At 45.6% G+C, this 18,073-nt stretch carries 15 protein-coding genes; 2 read left to right on the plus strand and 13 right to left on the minus strand.

The window, feature by feature from the left end; genetic code table 11:
- The first annotated feature begins 142 nt into the window (after positions 1 to 142).
- The gene (locus KOE27_RS19770) at positions 143 to 514 is read left to right on the plus strand and encodes a DoxX family protein (protein ID WP_215240529.1); all 372 of its coding nucleotides are present in this window, start codon (positions 143 to 145) and stop codon (positions 512 to 514) included.
- A gap of 32 nt (positions 515 to 546) precedes the next feature.
- Here the strand turns inward: KOE27_RS19770 and KOE27_RS19775 are convergent, their stop codons facing one another.
- The 3 genes from KOE27_RS19775 to KOE27_RS19785 form a co-directional block, all read right to left on the minus strand.
- Positions 547 to 1,011 carry a RidA family protein gene (locus KOE27_RS19775; RefSeq protein ID WP_215240530.1) on the minus strand — a complete coding sequence of 155 codons (465 nt, stop codon included), beginning with the start codon at positions 1,009 to 1,011 and terminating at the stop codon, positions 547 to 549.
- Between the two features lie 204 nt (positions 1,012 to 1,215).
- A complete protein-coding gene (locus KOE27_RS19780) occupies positions 1,216 to 3,063 on the minus strand; it encodes a chloride channel protein (RefSeq protein ID WP_215240531.1) in 1,848 nt (615 codons plus the stop codon).
- 267 nt (positions 3,064 to 3,330) lie between these two features.
- Complete coding sequence (locus KOE27_RS19785; protein ID WP_215240532.1) at positions 3,331 to 3,525, minus strand: hypothetical protein; 195 nt, start codon at positions 3,523 to 3,525, stop codon at positions 3,331 to 3,333.
- 25 nt (positions 3,526 to 3,550) lie between these two features.
- Here KOE27_RS19785 and KOE27_RS19790 point away from each other — a divergent pair, with 25 nt between their 5' ends.
- A complete protein-coding gene (locus KOE27_RS19790) occupies positions 3,551 to 4,288 on the plus strand; it encodes a response regulator (RefSeq protein WP_215240533.1) in 738 nt (245 codons plus the stop codon).
- 314 nt (positions 4,289 to 4,602) lie between these two features.
- On the opposite strand, the gene KOE27_RS19795 is transcribed toward KOE27_RS19790, so the two are convergent.
- From KOE27_RS19795 to arsB, 10 genes are all read right to left on the minus strand, one after another.
- On the minus strand, positions 4,603 to 5,283 hold the full coding sequence (locus KOE27_RS19795; protein ID WP_215240534.1) for an RNA polymerase sigma-70 factor: 681 nt from the start codon (positions 5,281 to 5,283) through the stop codon (positions 4,603 to 4,605).
- 135 nt (positions 5,284 to 5,418) lie between these two features.
- Positions 5,419 to 6,111, minus strand: a complete 693-nt coding sequence (locus KOE27_RS19800) for a DUF4998 domain-containing protein (protein WP_215240535.1) — start codon at positions 6,109 to 6,111, stop codon at positions 5,419 to 5,421.
- Positions 6,112 to 6,128: 17 nt separating this feature from the next.
- Positions 6,129 to 7,325, minus strand: a complete 1,197-nt coding sequence (locus KOE27_RS19805; RefSeq protein ID WP_215240536.1) for a DUF5000 domain-containing lipoprotein — start codon at positions 7,323 to 7,325, stop codon at positions 6,129 to 6,131.
- Between the two features lie 13 nt (positions 7,326 to 7,338).
- Positions 7,339 to 9,255 carry a RagB/SusD family nutrient uptake outer membrane protein gene (locus KOE27_RS19810; RefSeq protein WP_215240537.1) on the minus strand — a complete coding sequence of 639 codons (1,917 nt, stop codon included), beginning with the start codon at positions 9,253 to 9,255 and terminating at the stop codon, positions 7,339 to 7,341.
- 9 nt (positions 9,256 to 9,264) lie between these two features.
- Positions 9,265 to 12,756, minus strand: coding sequence for a TonB-dependent receptor (locus tag KOE27_RS19815; protein WP_215240538.1), 3,492 nt, complete (start codon positions 12,754 to 12,756; stop codon positions 9,265 to 9,267).
- Positions 12,757 to 13,035: 279 nt separating this feature from the next.
- Positions 13,036 to 14,127 (minus strand): FecR family protein, encoded by a 1,092-nt coding sequence (locus KOE27_RS19820; RefSeq protein WP_215240539.1) that lies wholly within the window; start codon positions 14,125 to 14,127, stop codon positions 13,036 to 13,038.
- Between the two features lie 104 nt (positions 14,128 to 14,231).
- The gene (locus KOE27_RS19825) at positions 14,232 to 14,846 is read right to left on the minus strand and encodes an RNA polymerase sigma factor (protein WP_215240540.1); all 615 of its coding nucleotides are present in this window, start codon (positions 14,844 to 14,846) and stop codon (positions 14,232 to 14,234) included.
- A gap of 329 nt (positions 14,847 to 15,175) precedes the next feature.
- Positions 15,176 to 15,925 (minus strand): metallophosphoesterase family protein, encoded by a 750-nt coding sequence (locus KOE27_RS19830; protein WP_215240541.1) that lies wholly within the window; start codon positions 15,923 to 15,925, stop codon positions 15,176 to 15,178.
- Complete coding sequence (locus KOE27_RS19835; RefSeq protein WP_215240542.1) at positions 15,922 to 16,980, minus strand: ArsO family NAD(P)H-dependent flavin-containing monooxygenase; 1,059 nt, start codon at positions 16,978 to 16,980, stop codon at positions 15,922 to 15,924. Before KOE27_RS19835 ends, KOE27_RS19830 begins: the two co-directional genes overlap by 4 nt.
- Positions 16,967 to 18,073: an ACR3 family arsenite efflux transporter gene (gene arsB, locus KOE27_RS19840; protein ID WP_215240543.1), complete on the minus strand. Its 1,107-nt coding sequence runs from the start codon at positions 18,071 to 18,073 to the stop codon at positions 16,967 to 16,969. Before arsB ends, KOE27_RS19835 begins: the two co-directional genes overlap by 14 nt.

Below are 18,073 nucleotides of genomic sequence, written 5' to 3' on the forward strand. Positions count from 1 at the left end.
ATTTCAGATTCAAAACAATTACTTGTTAAAACAAAAATTTCAACAAAATCGCTACCCCGAAGGATAGCACTATCCTTTAGTATACTACTAACGTTTTGAAAGTGAAGTTATCTACTTTTGCTTCATCCAAAAAACGAGAAATATGAAAGCTAAAAAAATTATTACAATAGTCCTCACAGTCATTGCCAGTGGCATGGTCATTTTAAGCGGAATCATGAAATTAACCGGCGGTGAGGAAGTAGTGAAGGTGATGAACCATGTGGGAGTAGGACCCTATATCAACCTGCTGGGCATCATGGAAATTGTGTTTGCTCTTTTGTTTGTATATCCCAAAACCATGAAAATGGGTTTCATTCTGTGTACCTGCTATTTTGCCGGAGCCATCGCCACGGAGCTTTCGCATCAAGGCCCGCTGGTCAACGCAGCTATTCCGTTATCGCTGATCTGGATCGCAGCTTTTTTGAGAGACCCTTATGTTTTCCTGCCAGGCCCGGGAGATACCAAGATAATATAAAAGCAGCCCGGTTGCTGGACCGGGCCTTCCCATCATCTGATGGTGAAAGAGGCCGTTAGAGCCACACATGCCCGGTTAGGGAGCCTTTCGACACCCAAAATGGCACGGGTGTGTTTCCCCGCGTCACCTAGAATTTCCAGAAACAGATCTGAAGCACCATCCACTACTTTTGGTGCTTCATTCCAGTCTCCGTTGGCAGTGTAGTAAACATCAATGTGGTTGAGGCCCTCTATCCGCTCAAAACCAAGATGTTTGTCTATCTGCCCCAGTACGTTCATGGCAGCGATTCTGGCAGCCTGGTACCCCTCTGCTGTTGTCAGATTTTCTCCGAACTTCCCGGGAAACTGGAGCCCCGTCGCTTCGATTGGAAATTGAATAGCCACATAGGCAATGTTTCCCCTTACATTGACGGCAACGTATGATCCTCCCGGATTGGGAACCACACGACCGCTGATCCCTTTTTCTTTTAACTTTGCTTGTAACGCTTCAAATGACATTTGATTCTTGTTTAATTTCATGACTCCAGTTTCACCGCAACAACGGACTTCCCCGGAAAATTCCGGACAGGAATCTGGCAGGAACAATAAAGAAAGATCCTATGGCGGAAAGTGCTTTTTTCAGCAACACGCGGGAAGTTATCAGGTTTAGGTGAAAGGAAACAACCTGCTCCCGAAGCGTCTGCGGCCTCTCTGAGCAGATCACTAACCGGAATGTTCTTTTAGAAGCTTCCGATAACTATCCAGAACACTGGATTTAGAGATAAACCCGGCAAACCTGCCGTCCAAGGTAATTACCGGCAGATTCCAAACACCTGTCTCGTCGAATTTTTTCACCAAAACGATGACCGAATCCGTTTCACGGATCACCACTCCGGCAGGTTTCATGAGTGTTTTGACAGTGAACTGCGCCATATCATTCTTACCAAAAAGCAAAGGCCGGATATCGTCCAGGCTGATCATTCCAAGCAGGTGCTCCTGTGCATCCAGGACGGCAATCAGGTTTCTCCTTCCATTTGCCAGCAACTCCCTGAGCTCAGCAGAAGAAGCATTAATATCAATTACCTGAGGGTGCTTGTCGAGCAAATCAAGGGTGTGAAGCAAGGACAACAAGTTTTTGTCATGCTCTCTTGTAAAGATTTGGCCCTGCTTCACCAGTTTCTCCATTTCGGGCGGGGTTGGAGAAAACCATTTAGCCATCAAAAAGGACATCACCGAGACGATCATCAGCGGAATGAAGAGGTCGTATCCCGAGCTGGATTCGGCAATCAGGAAGATCGCCGTCAACGGAGCATACAGCACTCCGCTCATCACGCCCGCCATGCCAACAATAATAAGGTTTGTCATGGGTACATTCTGGATTCCTGCCTTCATGCAAAGAAGGGCAAAAACATACCCGAGTGAACCTCCGGCAAACAGCGACGGCGCAAAATTCCCGCCATTTCCACCGCTCTGGATGGTAATGGAAGTGGCAAAGGCTTTGAAGAGACAAATTACCCCCACAAACAAAATCACCACCCAGTCGCGATAACTGATGAATCTGAAAAAGCTGTTGCCAATCACCTGCTGGATCTCCCCATTGGTAAATGATTTGATCGTATCATACCCTTCCCCGAACAGCGGAGGATATAGTACACACAGGAGAGACAAAATAGCTCCGCCGAGCATGGCTTTTTGTACCCTGGAAATCCGTAGGGAATGGAAAAACCCTTCCATATAACGGGTGATCACCAGGAAATATCTTGCATAAAGGCCACATATAATGCCTAACAATAAATAGTAAGGCAGATTGTGATAATCAAACGCCCCGCGCGACCGGAACAGGAAAAGAACACTTTCCTGCAGTAATATCCTTGATATCAGACTCCCGCATACTGCGGCCACCACCAGCGGAATAAAATCTGAGAAGACAACGCCCGTCAGCAGAATTTCAATGGCGAACATCACGCCGGCAATCGGGGCATTAAAGGCAGACGCAATACCTGCCGTTGCCCCCGCTGCCAGTAAAAGGGTACGCTCTTTATAATTTAGTTTATAGGTTTGTGCAAAATTGGAGCCTATTGCGGCGCCTGTCACCGCAATGGGGCTTTCAAGCCCGGCTGACCCCCCCAGGCCTACGGTAATGGCACTTTGCACAACCTGGGAGTACATTTTCACAGAAGATACCCGGCTTTCATTTTGTGCGATCTCGAACAGGATCAGGGGTATACCTTTTTTGTCCTGCCCGTTAAAAACATATTTGACCACCAGGGTTGTAATCACAATCCCCAAAAATGGAAATATCAGATAGAAAAGGATCTGACCTTCGAAATGGACCTTTGCGGAAATCAAATAATGTATGTAATGAACAAGCGACTTCAGTATTACCCCCGCAAAACCGGCCGTGCAGCCCACCAGGATACCGGATAAAATCAGAAACTGGCTTCTGGTGAGAATACTTTTAAGCCAGAAAACAACGATTTCGTAACTCCTGAATTTATTGATACCGTAGCGCGTGAAATTACGCCTGAACTTTAAGAAGCTGTAATATTTTTTTATACTGCTGTTCCTCACCTTGCTGCTTTTATTTCCAAATTAACACATTTCTGAGGTAAAAGCTATCTTCCGGTGATTACCCATTGTGAATGGCGAGGCGTAAATGCATGTGCTGGCCGCCTGCGGTGCCTGACTTTGGGGCCTGATCCTACAACCAAAGAGCCGGAAAACCGGCCCTAATCTTTCGCTGTGCGGGGTTATGGTGAAAATATTATGCTGATGTTTCCCGGGCGGCAGGGTAGCAGCGGAGCAGGTTGTAAAAAACAGTGGTGTGGCAAGTTCAGATTACCAGCCCGAATCCCAGTCCTTTCTGATCCGGAACTTTCCATCAGTCAGTGTACTATTTTCAGATGTAATTTTATCCCCCTGCTCCACCCTGACCTTTTTGATACTGAAAACAGCATGCGCCTGATAAAAATGCAGGTACTCCAGTTGAAGGGGGAATACCACTTTAGCACCAAAGGCGGCACCGTCTTTCATCTCACTTTCAAGATTTAACAATGTTATGAATCCACTCAAGATACTGATTGTAGAAGACGAGGTCATTACAGCCATGGATATACAGGAAACATTGGAACGCGCCGACCACCAGGTGACGGGCATAGCCCAGTCTTATTATGAAGCCATGGAGTCGGTGCGGCGCCAGGTACCGGACATGGCCCTGCTTGACATCCGGCTGCAGGAAGGAGAAGACGGTATTAGGCTGGCAAAAGATATAACCGAACGCTATGATATGCCTATTATTTTCCTGACGGCACACTCCGAACACGACACATTTGCAAAAGCAAAGGAAACTGCCCCTGCTGCTTACCTTCTGAAGCCATTCAGGCAGAAAGAACTAGCGCTCCAGATAGAGCTGGCCTATCATCATTTCAAGCTGAACAAGGCCGCGATGCCGAAGTCAACGACGATGGAGTACCTTTTCCTCCCCATTAACAAAGGCTATGAAAAGATTGCGAAAAGCGACGTATTGTTTATGCAGGCAGAAGGGGTATACGTTAAAATTTTCATGCTGAATGAGAGCAAGCCCCATCTTTTGTCGATGAATCTGGGGTATCTGTCTCAGTACTTCAATGATATCAATTTTTACAGGCTTTCGCGCTCATTGTTAGTTAATCTGAGTCATTTGGAGCGGATCGAAAAAAACCACATTTACCTGCGGGGTTTTGCCAGCCCGGTGGTGGTTCCGGAAACAAACCGCGCCGATCTCCTTAAACACCTTACCGTGGTACGGACCCGCTGAATAGTAACCAAACCACTTCAACAAATAGGCTAGGTAAGGATGTAATGGTATGCACTCCTGTTTTTACAGGTAAAAAATTGATTGTGAAGCTATGGAAAGAAAGACATCTATCTGTAAATCAATGGCATTGCAGAAATCTTCTCAGGTATTGTAAGTGCATGGATACAACCGGCGATTTGATCGGAGCGTCTGTCTGCATGCGGGTGAAGAAAGTACGGAACTGGAATTTAAAGCTGACAGAAATAAGCACAATTCGTGTATTAGAACGTGATTTTGATAAATACCCGCTTGAAAAGTTACTCCAGAGACACCAGTTATAACATTCGTTCAAGAGAAAATAGGAAAGAAAAAAAACCTGCTGCCAGGAGCCAATCACCACGGAGGGCTGTGCGCAGCTGTCTGAGTGCTTTTGAAATATGCACCTCTACTGTTTTAGGAGAGATATGGCATTCCCTGGCGATCTGATGGTATTTCTTATCCTCGAAACGACTTAATAAAAAAACTTTCCGGCATTGCGCCGGAAGTTCTTCAATCACTTCATTTATTTTCAGAAACAGATTATTGAAATGCATTTCCGCGTCGGGCTGCTGGGAGTGAGCTACAAACGGCTGCACTTCGGTGATGTCAAGCGAATCCATCTTTCCGAATTCCTGTTTCATATACGTGTAGCACTCATTACGAACCGACCGGAAAAGGTAACTTGTATAGGATGTTGAAATGTTGAGGTAGGCCTGGGTCCGATAAAACTGAAAAAACACCTCACTGACAAGATCTTCGGCAATCTGTTTAGAGTACACAAAACGGACCGCATGGCTGCACAACGGCTGGTAGTACCGTAGAAACAGCAATTCAAGGCCATTTGCAGGATTTGTTTCAAAAGCCGACCTTAGGAAGATCGTCGAATCAATCTCACCGGTCGCGGCTCTTTTTACCCTGTGATGTGATAAAAAAGGCACCGGGCAGTCGGTTTCCTGATAAAAAAAAGAATCCTGCATGGGGTCTGATTATAACGATTTGGTTCTGTTCTAAGTCTTTAACTGCGCCTGAGCCCCTACATCCAGTTTAGCGGCTCCGATTCCATTTTCATGTCGTTTCCAAAGCCACTTCTCCCCATGCACCGGATCATGAAATCACTTTATGGTAACCGAAAGCGTATCGTATTTTGTTGCCGTAAAGACATCAATTGCTTTACGGTCCGGTTTGAATGACGACCGGTAACTAAGAATTGTTCCGGGTTTCCAATCTTTGACCTCACTGGCAGTTATTTCCGGACCAAGTACAACAGATTTAGTCTTTGAGTCAATCCCGATGTATTTCAGCTCCGTATTTACATTGACCGTATCCGGGTCATTCCATAGTACTTCCAGTGTTTTAAGGCTATCGTTGTAAGAGGTGCTCCGGATACTTCTGTTGAGCAAGCCCGATTCATAGTTTGTTCCGTATGCCCTACCGTTAAAACGCAAAGGGACCGATATATTTCCTTTTGCGTCCAGCGAAAACATTTCGAAATTATAGGAACCCTCCGGCAGCGTCTCTATCATTATTTTCATGGTATCCCCGATCACATCTGCAGGCACCGGAGCTTCCAGAGAATCTGCTTTGTTGTTCCAGTATAATTTATACTTTATTACACGCGGGTCGGCGCCTAATACCCATAGCAGCTGCATCCGGTTCCTTCCTGATGCAACCACAATGGTATCTCCCTTTCCGGGATAAACGATTTCGCCTCCGGCCTGGTACTTTTTAAAATCGTCCCAATCCGTGCAAGACGCAAAGGCGGCCAGGAAAAACAGACACGTTGCCAGTTTATATATAGTACTCATAATTGTTCCGTTTTGAATTATTTAGTGTCTCCCCAAAAAGAAATTTCCGTAAAATGCACAAATTTCGTATCCGACCAATTCTGAAAAATCTGCATACGGATGTACCGTACCCTCGGCGCCGAAAGCGGAAACACAAACTCCTCACCAGCAGACATATAGGCAATATCATCTCCGGTATTGACCCCATAGGGGCTGCCCGAAGGTTTGACAGACTCGCAGTCCATAAGCTTGGTCCAGCCGGTAAAACTTCCATCCGTGTTCGGCGCTTTTTCGCTGCCCCACATGGTCCACTTGCGTGGATTGCCATGTTTATAAAACCAGTCGCCCTCTCTTTGCCATAATTTAAAACGGCTAAGCTTGGCAGTTACCCCCAGATCAAACGTGAAATGTATCGGCATTTCTCTATTGGAAAGCGGGATTGTATGAAAGCCTGGTTCCGTGTGCTTCTCATCCCAGAGATAGGGCATGGTCCAGCCGTAGCCGCTCTCTTCGTCCGTGGGCAACGGGTACTCCCTAAATCGGGACTTTTCCAGTTCCTTTTCGAAGAGTGGCTTAACATTTTTGAAGGTAGTATCAGAATAATTATTCCATCGGTCACGGACATATACACCGAAATCCCTGCTGAGGGTATCAAAACCACGCGCTGCAAAAGAACCGTTTTTCGATTGGGTATACAGGGTTTCTACGGGAATAAAATCGCCATTATTGTCTTTGGTAATTACTACAATGGCTAGTTTTGCCTCCGCCGGATTGTCGAAAACGACATTGAGCCCCCCAAAATCCACCCCAAGCTGCAATGATTTATGGACGGTGCGCAAAGGAGGCGCCTGCGGAGCAACCTTTACAATCACTGGCTCGGATTTATTGGAACTGCGGTCCACCGAGTACAGCTTTACCTCAAAATCACCAGCATCTGAAAACCCTTCTACTGTGATTTTATTATTAAAATGAGAGGCTTTGGCTTCACTCAGGCTCGGCTTATCTTTATTAATGGTGTACGTCGCCAGTACATATTCCAGATCCTCATCATTCGGAATTGAATAGGTAATGGTGGCGCCTCCTGGGAAATTTGTGACTGAAATATTGCTCACCATACCTGGCTTTACGGAGTCTGTGCCCAGAGGTTTTCGGATTTCGTCGAGGTCCGCACAGGAAAACAAAGCTGTAAGCCCGGCAAACCACAAGAGTGTTAATGCAATTTTTGTATTTTTCATACGGTGTATATGTTTACCAACCAGGATTTTGAACCAAATTAGGATTAACGATTAAAGAGTTTTCTGAAATGGGCCAGAAGTAATCTTTCAAACTAAAACTGCTGCTGAAAATGGATCGCACCCTGTAGTAATTTACGGCCTCCCGCTGGGTAATATCCCATCCGTTGATCGGCCTCTGGAGATAATTTTCCGCCACTTTCCATCTTCTCAGATCCCAAAAACGCTTACTTTCAAACACCAGCTCAATCAGTCTTTCGCGCTGTATAATTTCCCTGAGCCCTTCCTTCGTTGTGACCTTGGACGGTTTGCTGGAGTAATTTGTCCACGACTCGACAACTCCTTTCAGCCCTGCCCGTTTTCTAACCCTGTCGAGCCATTGGTAAACCTCGGCAGACGGCCCCGAGGCTTCGTTCAACGCCTCGGCATACAGTAAATAGAGGTCGGCCAGCCTCATGATCGGAAACGGGTAGCCCTCTACACTGTACTGCTGCGCAGGATCGTTAATGGCATTATTGTAGTTGACCAGTTTTTTAGGCCAGTATCCCGTAACAGAGTAGAGAGACGCACCCTGTCTGCCGCCGGTCTGGCCGAGTTTTCCTTCGAGTACCCATGTGTTGTTGTCATCATTTTTACCCTGTCCAAACCAGATTCCCCCGTCAAAACCCAGGTCCGCATAAAAGCGTGGCTCGCGATCGTAATGAAGCTGAACAGTGGTATATCCCTCTTTTATGTAATAACGTTCCCCGGCAACAGCCCGCCGTAAAGCGGTAAAGCGGCTGGCATATGGATAACTTTTATCTTCCTCAATCGGCACACCGTTGTTGCTGTAAAACATCTCGGCAATGTGAAGAGGCGGCGCCAGCATGGAACCAATGCTTTCATTAGGAATTGTACCGGTAAAGGGGCTTAGCCTGGCCTGCGACAAGGATTGAAATCCCCTGGTGCCACCTCCTGTGGAGTTAGAAGCACCCCAGATTAATTCTGCGTTCCATTTGTCGGTTACCGCCGCGCGGATGCTCATTAAAAGCTGTGTTGAATCCGAAACTCTTGTAGAAGCCGACCTTGGTATAAATTCATACAATTTATGACCGTTGGCTATACAGGCGTCAACCGCCTCCTTACAAGCATCCCTGGCTTTTTCCCATTTGGCAACGCTGGCGCTGGTACTGAAAAGGGCCCCGCCGTTCTTATTCTTTAAATTCGCATAATTTGAGTTGCCATTAAAAAGCGGGCTGGCGGCAGTTACCAACACCTCTGCTTTGACAGACATAGCAATACTCTTTGTAACCCGCCCCAGTTCGGCAAATTCAATAGGAAGTACAGCAGGTAAATCAGCGATAGCCTCGTCCATCAAGGTAACCGTATAGTTAAACACCGAGTCAACATGCTGGCGGGATACCTTGACTTCTTCAATAGAGGCAGAAATGGGCAGATTGGTTTTAATAATGGGGATTGGCCCGTACATCCGCAGCAGATAGTAATGGTAATATGCTTTCAGAAATTTTACTTCTGCTACCCATCGCTTCTTTTCCAGAGCACTCAGATCTCTTACCTTATCTACATTTTCCAGGAAAATATTACATTCTCTGATCGCTTGAAAGAACTTATCGTCCCAGAAATTGGCAATCGGTGATACAATATTCTGTTCTCCACGGGCTATGCGGTAAAGGTCGGTATTGATATTGCCCTGAGGCGGATATACCGTGGCAAATTCATCCCCTGTGAGAAACCCGGGGTCGGCACCTTCTACGCCAAATTGTGGTAAATTGTTATAACAGGTAAAAAGGTACTTTTCTGCATCTGTCCTCATCTTGAATGCATTATCGATGGTCGCTACGTTGTCCGGGACAATGTCAAGGTATTTTTTGCAGCCTGCCAAAATTATCAGCAGCAATGCCGCTGCGAAGTATTTTACGTATACAATTTTCATTTTTTGGACTTAAAAATTGAGATTCAAACCAATGTTGTAAACTTTTTGCACCGGGTAGCCGAGACCATTTCCACCCATTTCGGGATCCCACAACTTAAACTTGCTGAAAGTAAGCAGGTTGGTACCGCTGAAATAAAAGCGCATGTTGGTGATTTTAAGATTATCCAGCAATTTCCCTTTTACCGTGTAACCAGCCTCCAGCGTTTTCAGCCTTAAGAATGACCCGTCCCGCATGTACCAGGTACTCCGCTGGGAATTATTTTGGTTGACCGAGGTGGATAAACGCGGCCACACGGCGTAGATATCCTGGTTTTCTTCTGACCAGTGGCTATCCGCAAAAGCCTTCAAAAGTGCGTTTTCACCGATCAAATTGGATGGATATAAAGGGTTTATCCCATTATTATCATACGGGTAATTTATAAATGGTGCTGTTGCTACAGGATTGATAAAGAATGATTCTCTGCCCAAACCCTGAAAAAACACGGAGAAATCGAACTGGTTACGGCCTGCGGAGAGACCAAAACCGTAGGTAATTTCGGGTGTTTCCGGAAATCCGATGGGTACAAAGTCGGCATTGGTAATCTGTCCATCCCGATTAATATCTCTGTATTTCAGATCCCCCGCGCCGTATGTTCCAAAATTTTGGCGAGGTGAATTCTTAACGTCATTCTCATCTATAAAAAGCCTTTCGGCGATCAGACCCCTTGGTTGCGTGATGGATTGCCCCACCTTGGAAAGGTAACGATCCTGATAATCGGGCTCCTCATAGACGGAATAGATGCCTCGTGCCATCGTGAGATTTCCTCTGGCGATCATCCACGCTCCGTTACTGAAGTTTTGATTGAAATCCACCGCCAGATCAAACCCCTTGGACTTAGCTTCTCCGACATTGGCCTGGGGAATGACGGAAAGCCCCGTCGTAGTTGGAATAGATGCCCGTGTCATCAGGATATTCGAGCGTCGTTGTTTATAAATTTCGGCAATCACGTTGAGCTTCTGCAAGAGAGAAAACTCCAGTCCCAGATTGGTCTGATGGGAGGTTTCCCAGGTGATATCCTTGTTTTCATATCTGGAAATGGAGACCCCTTCACGGTAGGTATTGGAATTAAACCCGAAGGTGGCGCCTCTTCTTGTGTCATTGAGATTCACTTCTGAAAGGAAAAAGAAGCGGTCATAAGCGCTGCCGATGGCGTCATTGCCCACCAGCCCGAAGGATCCCCTTACCTTCAGTTTGTTTACAATAGTTTCAACTGGTTTCCAGAAATTTTCATTGGAAATCACCCATGCCCCGCCGATGGTGGGGAAGAAACCGAACTGCTTGGTTTTGTAAAACCGTTCGGAGCCATTATATCCAAAGTTGAACTCGGCGAAATAGCGATTGTCAAACGAATACGAAAGCCTTCCCGAAATGCCGGTGTTTCGGCTGGGGAGCGAAAGCTGAAGCGTAGGCTGACTGGTCGCGGTGGAGTTGTTTTTCAAGCTCTGCTGCAGGGTGGTAACGATTGTCGCGTTCACTGAGTGTACTTCTTTGAAAACACGGGTGTAATCTGCTGTTCCCTGCAGATAAAGAAATGTTTCCAGGTCTTTGCTTCCGGGCTTATAATTGAGGTACTCCGTAGCAGGTTCCGAAAAGAACTGGCTCGTTTGCTGATTAAGCCAGTTGAGCCTGTAAGTATCGGTTTGCTTATCATACGATCCTGCACGGTAGAAATAGGGATTGTAAGCACGGGTAACATCAAAGTAGGAATACCGGTTAATATTTGCCAGTCCCCGCACATTTAGCCCTTTTACCAGAAAATCCAGTTTCTGGGTCAGTTCCAGCTGTGTGAGCATTTTCGAGCGCGAATATTGCTTGTATCCCTTGACCATATCGGCATAAGGGTTGAGGTACTGTCCCTGGTCAAAATTCCCGAACAGAATATGATCTGTGGCTTTATTGTCTTCATCTGGTGCGTAAAAAGCCGGATAGGAGGTAGGGCTTGTCTTCAGGGCTTTCTGATACAATCCGGAACCTCCGTCGATCGGCCCGTTGTAATCATCGAAATTTCCATACAACCTGACGATTAACTGGGTGGAACCGCTCAGATTGATATTTACATTGGAACGTACCGAGTAGTTGTTGAGCTTTACGTTATTATTAAAATTGTTCATTTTGTCTACCTTCAGTATCCCATTGTCGTTGCTGAAAGAAGTAGCCACATAATACTGCGCCACTTCTCCACCTCCGGATACGCTCAGGTTCCCACGCCTGTTTTGTGTGTATTTTTTAAAAAGGGCTTTTCGCCAGTCTGTTGCGGGGTAAATGTAAGGATTACCTCCACGGAGGGTATTGTCTATCTGGTTTTGAGAATATTTAATGGGAGCAAGCGGATCCCGCGTCAGCTGTGCCTCATTATAGAGCTTCATATAGGTGATCGGGTCTGCGAGCTCCACATTCTGAGTGGGCATCGAAACCGAATTTTCTATCCGAAAATTAATTTTTGCCTTTCCGGCTTTCCCTTGTTTGGTGGTCACGTAAACCACTCCGTTAGCGCCGCGGGCACCGTACAGTGCAGTAGCACTTGCATCCTTCAGGATGGAAAAACTCTCGATGTCGTCGGGCTGCAAGCGGGCAAGATCCGTCACTGTAAGTTCCACGTTGTCCACCAGAATCAGCGGCGAATTATTGGTACCGAACGTGGTGATTCCCCGGATAAAAAAAGTGGCGTTATCTACACCGGGTTCACCGCCTCGCTGGTAACCAATAACCCCCGAAAGCCTCCCTGCAATGGCTGTGGTAAGGTTGCTGGCGGGTATTTTCAGGTCCGACGGACGAATCGTGGTGACGGCTCCCACTACGGCTTCTTTGTGCTGTTTTTGGCCAAAAGCCGTTACTACTACTTCGTCCAGGGCCTTGTTGTCTATCTTCAGAACAACATTCATAATGAGCTGGTCGCCCACTACTTTTTCTTCCGAAATGTAGCCGACATAAGAAAAAATCAGTACCGACTTTGCTCCCGGAATGGCCAGGCGGTAGGTACCATCGGCTTCGGTGCTAGTCCCCATTTGTGACCCCTTTATGACAATACTTACCCCTGGCAGGCCTTCCCCTTTTTCGTCAGTTACTTTGCCAGCTATCTGCTTTTCGAGAACATGGGATATTTTTTTTGAATCCACCGCACCGCTTGGCTCCTTTGAGTTGACCTTCATTTTGGTTAGTACTACCTGGTTTACATTCACAAGCTGGTAGCTGATATTTCTCGGAGTCAGTACACGGCTCAGCAGGTCGTCAAGCGTTTCATTTTTTACTTCTATTGAGATTTTTTCATCTAAAGCAATTACATTTTTCTGGTATGAAAACGACACGTCCACCTGTTTTTCGATGTCTTTTAAAATGGATTTCAAAGAACCTCCTCTAACGGATATAGATAAACGTTCTTTAAGAAGTTCCTGCGACAACGTAGGCGAAGCATAACTTAAACCCGTTAGCAGCACAGCAAACAGGAGTTGTGTCGCGGTCATTGTAGTTGTTTTTAACACTTTACTGATCATAAAAATAACCATAATCCTATTGTTTGGTTTTGACTAAAAGATGTGGGCTGTTTTCTTCCATGCTGCATCGCTGGGATGTGGCGTCATGGCGTCGGCATTTTTCGGCATCAATCTGATATTGATATTATACAGGTACGGGTACTTCCTAAAACTAACCTAAGGACTTAAAATATTTTTTGTTTTTTTATCATTTATTTCATTTTAACCCTACCGGGACGGTATCAGCAAATGAAGAGGAAGGGGTACAGGCTATTGACAGCCCTTCGATTCAATGACGATCTGCGCATCTACTACCTTATAACTCCCTTCAATGGTTTTGCAGATCACGTCCAGATTGTCATATAAAGACTCTGCTCGCAAAGTCAGAGACAAAATACATTTTGAAGTCAGTTCCTGGTCGTAAATGATGCGTATGCCATATCGTTTTTCGAGTTCAGCGAAAATTTCCGAGACATTTACTTCGTCAAACTTTTTTATTTCATCGGCAGGAACCTGAATAATGGGAACCGGGGTTTCGATCAGATTTTTTACAAGGCTCTCCTTTTCCCGATCAAAGGTAACCTTCTGGTTCGGCAACAATACCAACCCCATGGTTTCGGGATCGGCTGTTTGTATTGTGCTCTGTTTGAATACTGATACCCGGCCCGTTCGTACATTCACTGTAACTTTTTTCTCATGGTCAAAAGCGGTAATCCGGAAACTGGTCCCCAACACTTTTGTGATGGTTTCGTTTGCATAAACATAAAAAGGCCGGTAACGATCCTTGGTTACCTCAAAAAAAGCATCTCCACTCATTAGAACGACGCGTTTTTGTTTTTCAAACTGTTTGGGATAACTAATTTTACTGTTCTTGCTCAACGTCACAACACTACCATCGGGCAGTTTCACTTTTAACGGCAATGTACCGGAATTTCTGTATTCCTGCAGTTCCTGGGAATTTTGGGCATGTATCACAAGCTCCTGATAGGTGATCTTCTCTTTTGAAAAGTAAACGCGCCAGACACCCAACAGAATTACGACCAAAAATGCTGCGCCAGCGGCTAATTTATATTTTCGATAACCTCTCTCCGTTGAGATACTTGCAGGTACCTCCCGGCTTTCTATGTCCAGGGTGGAGGTGATTCGTGCCCATACCTGCTTCTCATCTGCCGAAGAAGTAGTGATTTTCTCGGCCTGATGCAACTCCCTTATGGTGCGGGACGCTTTAATAACGGTGTCCCTGTGCCCGGGATTCAAAAGGACAAACTCCTCCCACACAGACGAATCTATGCCATTTAAAACCCAGTTAATAAAGGAATCATCGTTTAGAAGACCCTCGAAATCAAAATCCTTGTCTTTCATTTTCAGCAGAAAATACCTTATTACTTTATATAATAGGTACAGAATTTTCAGAAACTAACCTAATATTGACATTTTTTTTCCAAAATGCTTTCATTCGCCGGATATCACTGGCTCACTAACAAGGAGGTCAGAACGGAAAGCATGGACAACTCTCTAAGTTTAAGGCGCAGCACGGTATAAGATTTAAATAAGAGATTGCTCACACATTGTTTGGATAGCCCCATCAGCGCTGAAATTTCGTCCAAACTTAGGGCATGGTAAAACCGAAGGTTGATTACCTCCCTTTGCCGTTCGGATAGGTCTGCGATGGCGTTTTGAATGCGCACGGTTCTGTGCTGCGCGTGCTCCGAGTCAATCGACTGTTCCTCATAGGACAATGAAACCAGGTAATCCAAAAACTTATCAATATCCTCGGTATTTTCAAGAATATTTTTCCCATTTCTGATGATCTGGTTCCGGAGTGCTCTGAACAGATAAAACTTGATGTTCTCTACGTCGGCCAGATATTCCCTCCGCCTCCAGAGATCAATAAAAACATCGTGGATTGCATCTTCCAGTAACTGATTGTCAGAGGTTATGCGTGAACCATAATTATTCAGGATTTTAAAATAACCTTTATACAGTTCCTCAAATGCCTGACGATTTCCCTGCTTGAAGGAATACCAGATGTTCCATTCAGAAGAATATCCTGAAACATTATTGGGAGTATACTTTTCCAATAGGCTGAAAATTTTAGAAAGTTGATATCACTGGTATCATTCAGGAAACCAAAAGTAGAAAATTACCAAATGATACTGCTGTCAACTGAAAATTTCAACTCAATAATGAAATATATACCTTTAGAATTGAAACAAAAAGCCTTTAAAGGACAGATAAAACGTGAATACCCTGTCCGGGCCCATGCACCGGTTATGCAAAACTAAAGCCGTCGCTTCCGGGCTCGTTTCGGCTAAAAGCAAGTCCCTTCTCACAGTATTTCGTTTTGTTGCCGCTGTATCAGTACAAATTCTAAGAAAGGAGCCTAATGCCGACGGACCGTCATAAAAGGTTAGCAGGCTTTTCTTAAATTATCAGCAAATGCATCAGGCAAAAGGCTTAGCTCAACCGCCCGGGCCGCTTTTTCCACATCGTATTTAACACGGATGAATTTAACTTGTACACCGTCCGGACTCTTCGTGCTTGCCATAGGGTCAATAGTCAGCATTACATAACAGGCCCTGGCATCACCATCTTTGGGTTTTCCCACCGAACCCGTATTAATCAGATGGTGGAAATAGTCATCACCATCTTCACCGGAATTAATGATGCGGTGATACGGTTTATGCGAATGGCCAAAACATAAAATATCTGCTTTGAATTCTTTCACCATCTCCGTAACATAATCCGGTGGTAATTCTTCCAGCAAATACTCATTAATGCTGCGTGGGCTACCGTGAACCAGTAGCATATTTAAAGAGTCAGTGTTTAACCGGAACTCCACATCCAAATGCCTGGGCAGGGTTAGTAAGTATTCCCTCTCTTTCTCTCCAACAAGCTTATAAGCATAGTCACTACTTTTTTCTGTACTGCACACGTCCTCAGAGGGATAGATTTTGGCTACTTTTAAATCGTGGTTTCCCGCGATGGTAGCAATGCCACGCTTACGAACTAAATCGATCACCTGATTAGGCCAGACGTTATAGCCCACCAAATCCCCCAGACAATAAATGGCGTCTGTATCACGGGTTTCAACATCTTTGAAAAACGCCTCCAATGCTGGAAGGTTGGCGTGAATGTCGGAAAAAAGGGCAATTCTCATAAATCTTTATTTAAAAATTCAATAATTTCATTGATAGTTTGACGTGCCGAGCGGCCTACACCGATTAATGTTGCCGATGCAAAGCCTGTGAAACTGCCATAACCCACCAGCCAAAGTCCATCGATTTGTAAAGCCCTGGTACCTTCACATTCAATTTTTCCATTTTCGAGAATAATACCTAGTTCCCTAAGGTAATCTGTTGCAAATCCGAAGCCTGTGCACCAGATCACCACATCAAACTGCTGATGGGTACCATCCGGCCACACAACCCCTTTTTCGTAAAATTCACTGAAGGTTTCACGTGCTTTGAGCACACCACGGGCACGGGCATCTCTTACTGACGGTACCATCACGACATTGCCAATGTTATACTCGGAAGATTTGAACTCTTTTCCCTCCTTCATTGCATGGTATTTGGCAGATGCCACATCAAAAAGCACACGGCCATCCACATCGTCTGGCAGAAATTGGGGTTCTTTGGCTGTTGCCCAAACTGTGCTTGCAACCCTGGATACTTCGGCCAGGATCTGAGCACCCGAATTGCCGCCCCCAACCACCAATACGGATTTACCCTTAAAAGGAACCTCATTTTTATACTGAGCTGAATGCAACTGCTGCCCTTTGAACAGATCATTACCAGGAACTACCGGAACAAACGGCTTTTGAAAAGTGCCGGTAGCAGAAATCACAGACCTGCTTTGATAGTCCCCCTGACTCGTAGTTAACAAAAAGACACCCCCTTCCTTTTTCACGTCCGTCACTTTTACGCCATGCTTAACAGGCAGATCATAACGAGTCTGATACTGAATTAAATAGTCCAGCACCTGCTGTTTGGGTGGGAATTCTTTCTCTGATTTAGGCATCATCCATCCTGGCAGCGAACTGTACTCTGCCGGAGAAAACAGTGTCAGCGAATCCCAGGTATGTTGCCAGGCTCCGCCACCCTGCTGTTGATCGTCCAGAATGATGTATTTCAGACCGGCACGGCGCAGGAAATAACCACACGCCAATCCGCTCTGCCCACCACCGATTACAATGAGATCATATACTTCCATGGGTTGGCTGGATATTTTCCGGTTTGTAATATTTATCGCGGAGCCAGAAAGCCACATTCACTAACGCAATCAAAGCAGGTACTTCTACCAATGGCCCGATCACGCCCACAAATGCCTGTCCGGAATTAATGCCAAATACACCAATGGCCACCGCAATTGCCAACTCAAAGTTGTTACCCGAAGCAGTGAAAGCGATAGAAGCATTTTGTGAGTAGTCAGCTCCCTGCGATTTGGCGATGAAAAAGCTCACTAAAAACATAATGACAAAGTAGATCACCAACGGTATTGCAACCAAAAGCACGTCACCCGGTAGCTGGACGATCAGCTCCCCTTTAAGCGAAAACATCAAGATAATCGTTGACAACAGTGCAACCAGTGTGATGGGTGAAATGAAAGGGATAAACTTCTGCTCATACCACTGCTCTCCTTTCAGTGCTGTAAGCCCAATCCGGCTTAGCACGCCTGCTGCAAATGGAATCCCCAGGTAAACACCTACACTGGCCGCAATTTGCGCTATTGTAATATTTACATCAAGGCCTTTCAAACCTACCAAAGGAGGCAGAACTGTTATAAAAAAGTAAGCATAGAAACTGTAAAGCAAAACCTGGAATACGCTGTTAAGCGCCACAAGCCCGGCTGCATACTCACGGCTCCCTTCGGCAAGCTCATTCCAGACCAGCACCATGGCAATACAACGCGCCAACCCGATCAAAATCAGGCCGACCATATATTCCGAGTGATTTGGAAGAAAAATGATGGCAAGGATGAACATGAGAACAGGCCCCACAATCCAGTTTAATATCAACGAGACCGTCATCACTTTGGTATTCCTAAATACCTCTCCCATTTTGTTATATTTTACCTTGGCCAGTGGTGGGTACATCATCAAAATCAGCCCAATGGCCAACGGAATGTTGGTCGTTCCGCTTGAAAAAGTATTGATATATGCTGGGATCGAAGGCACAAAATTGCCAAGTCCCACACCAATTGCCATAGCGCTAAAGATCCAGAAAGTTAAGTAACGGTCCAGAAAGCCAAGTTTCTTTCGGTTTGCCGGAACGCCGGAACGCCGGATCGTGTTCGTTGCTGACAT

Source organism: Dyadobacter sp. CECT 9275, from assembly GCF_907164905.1.
Taxonomy (GTDB): Bacteria; Bacteroidota; Bacteroidia; order Cytophagales; family Spirosomataceae; genus Dyadobacter; species Dyadobacter helix.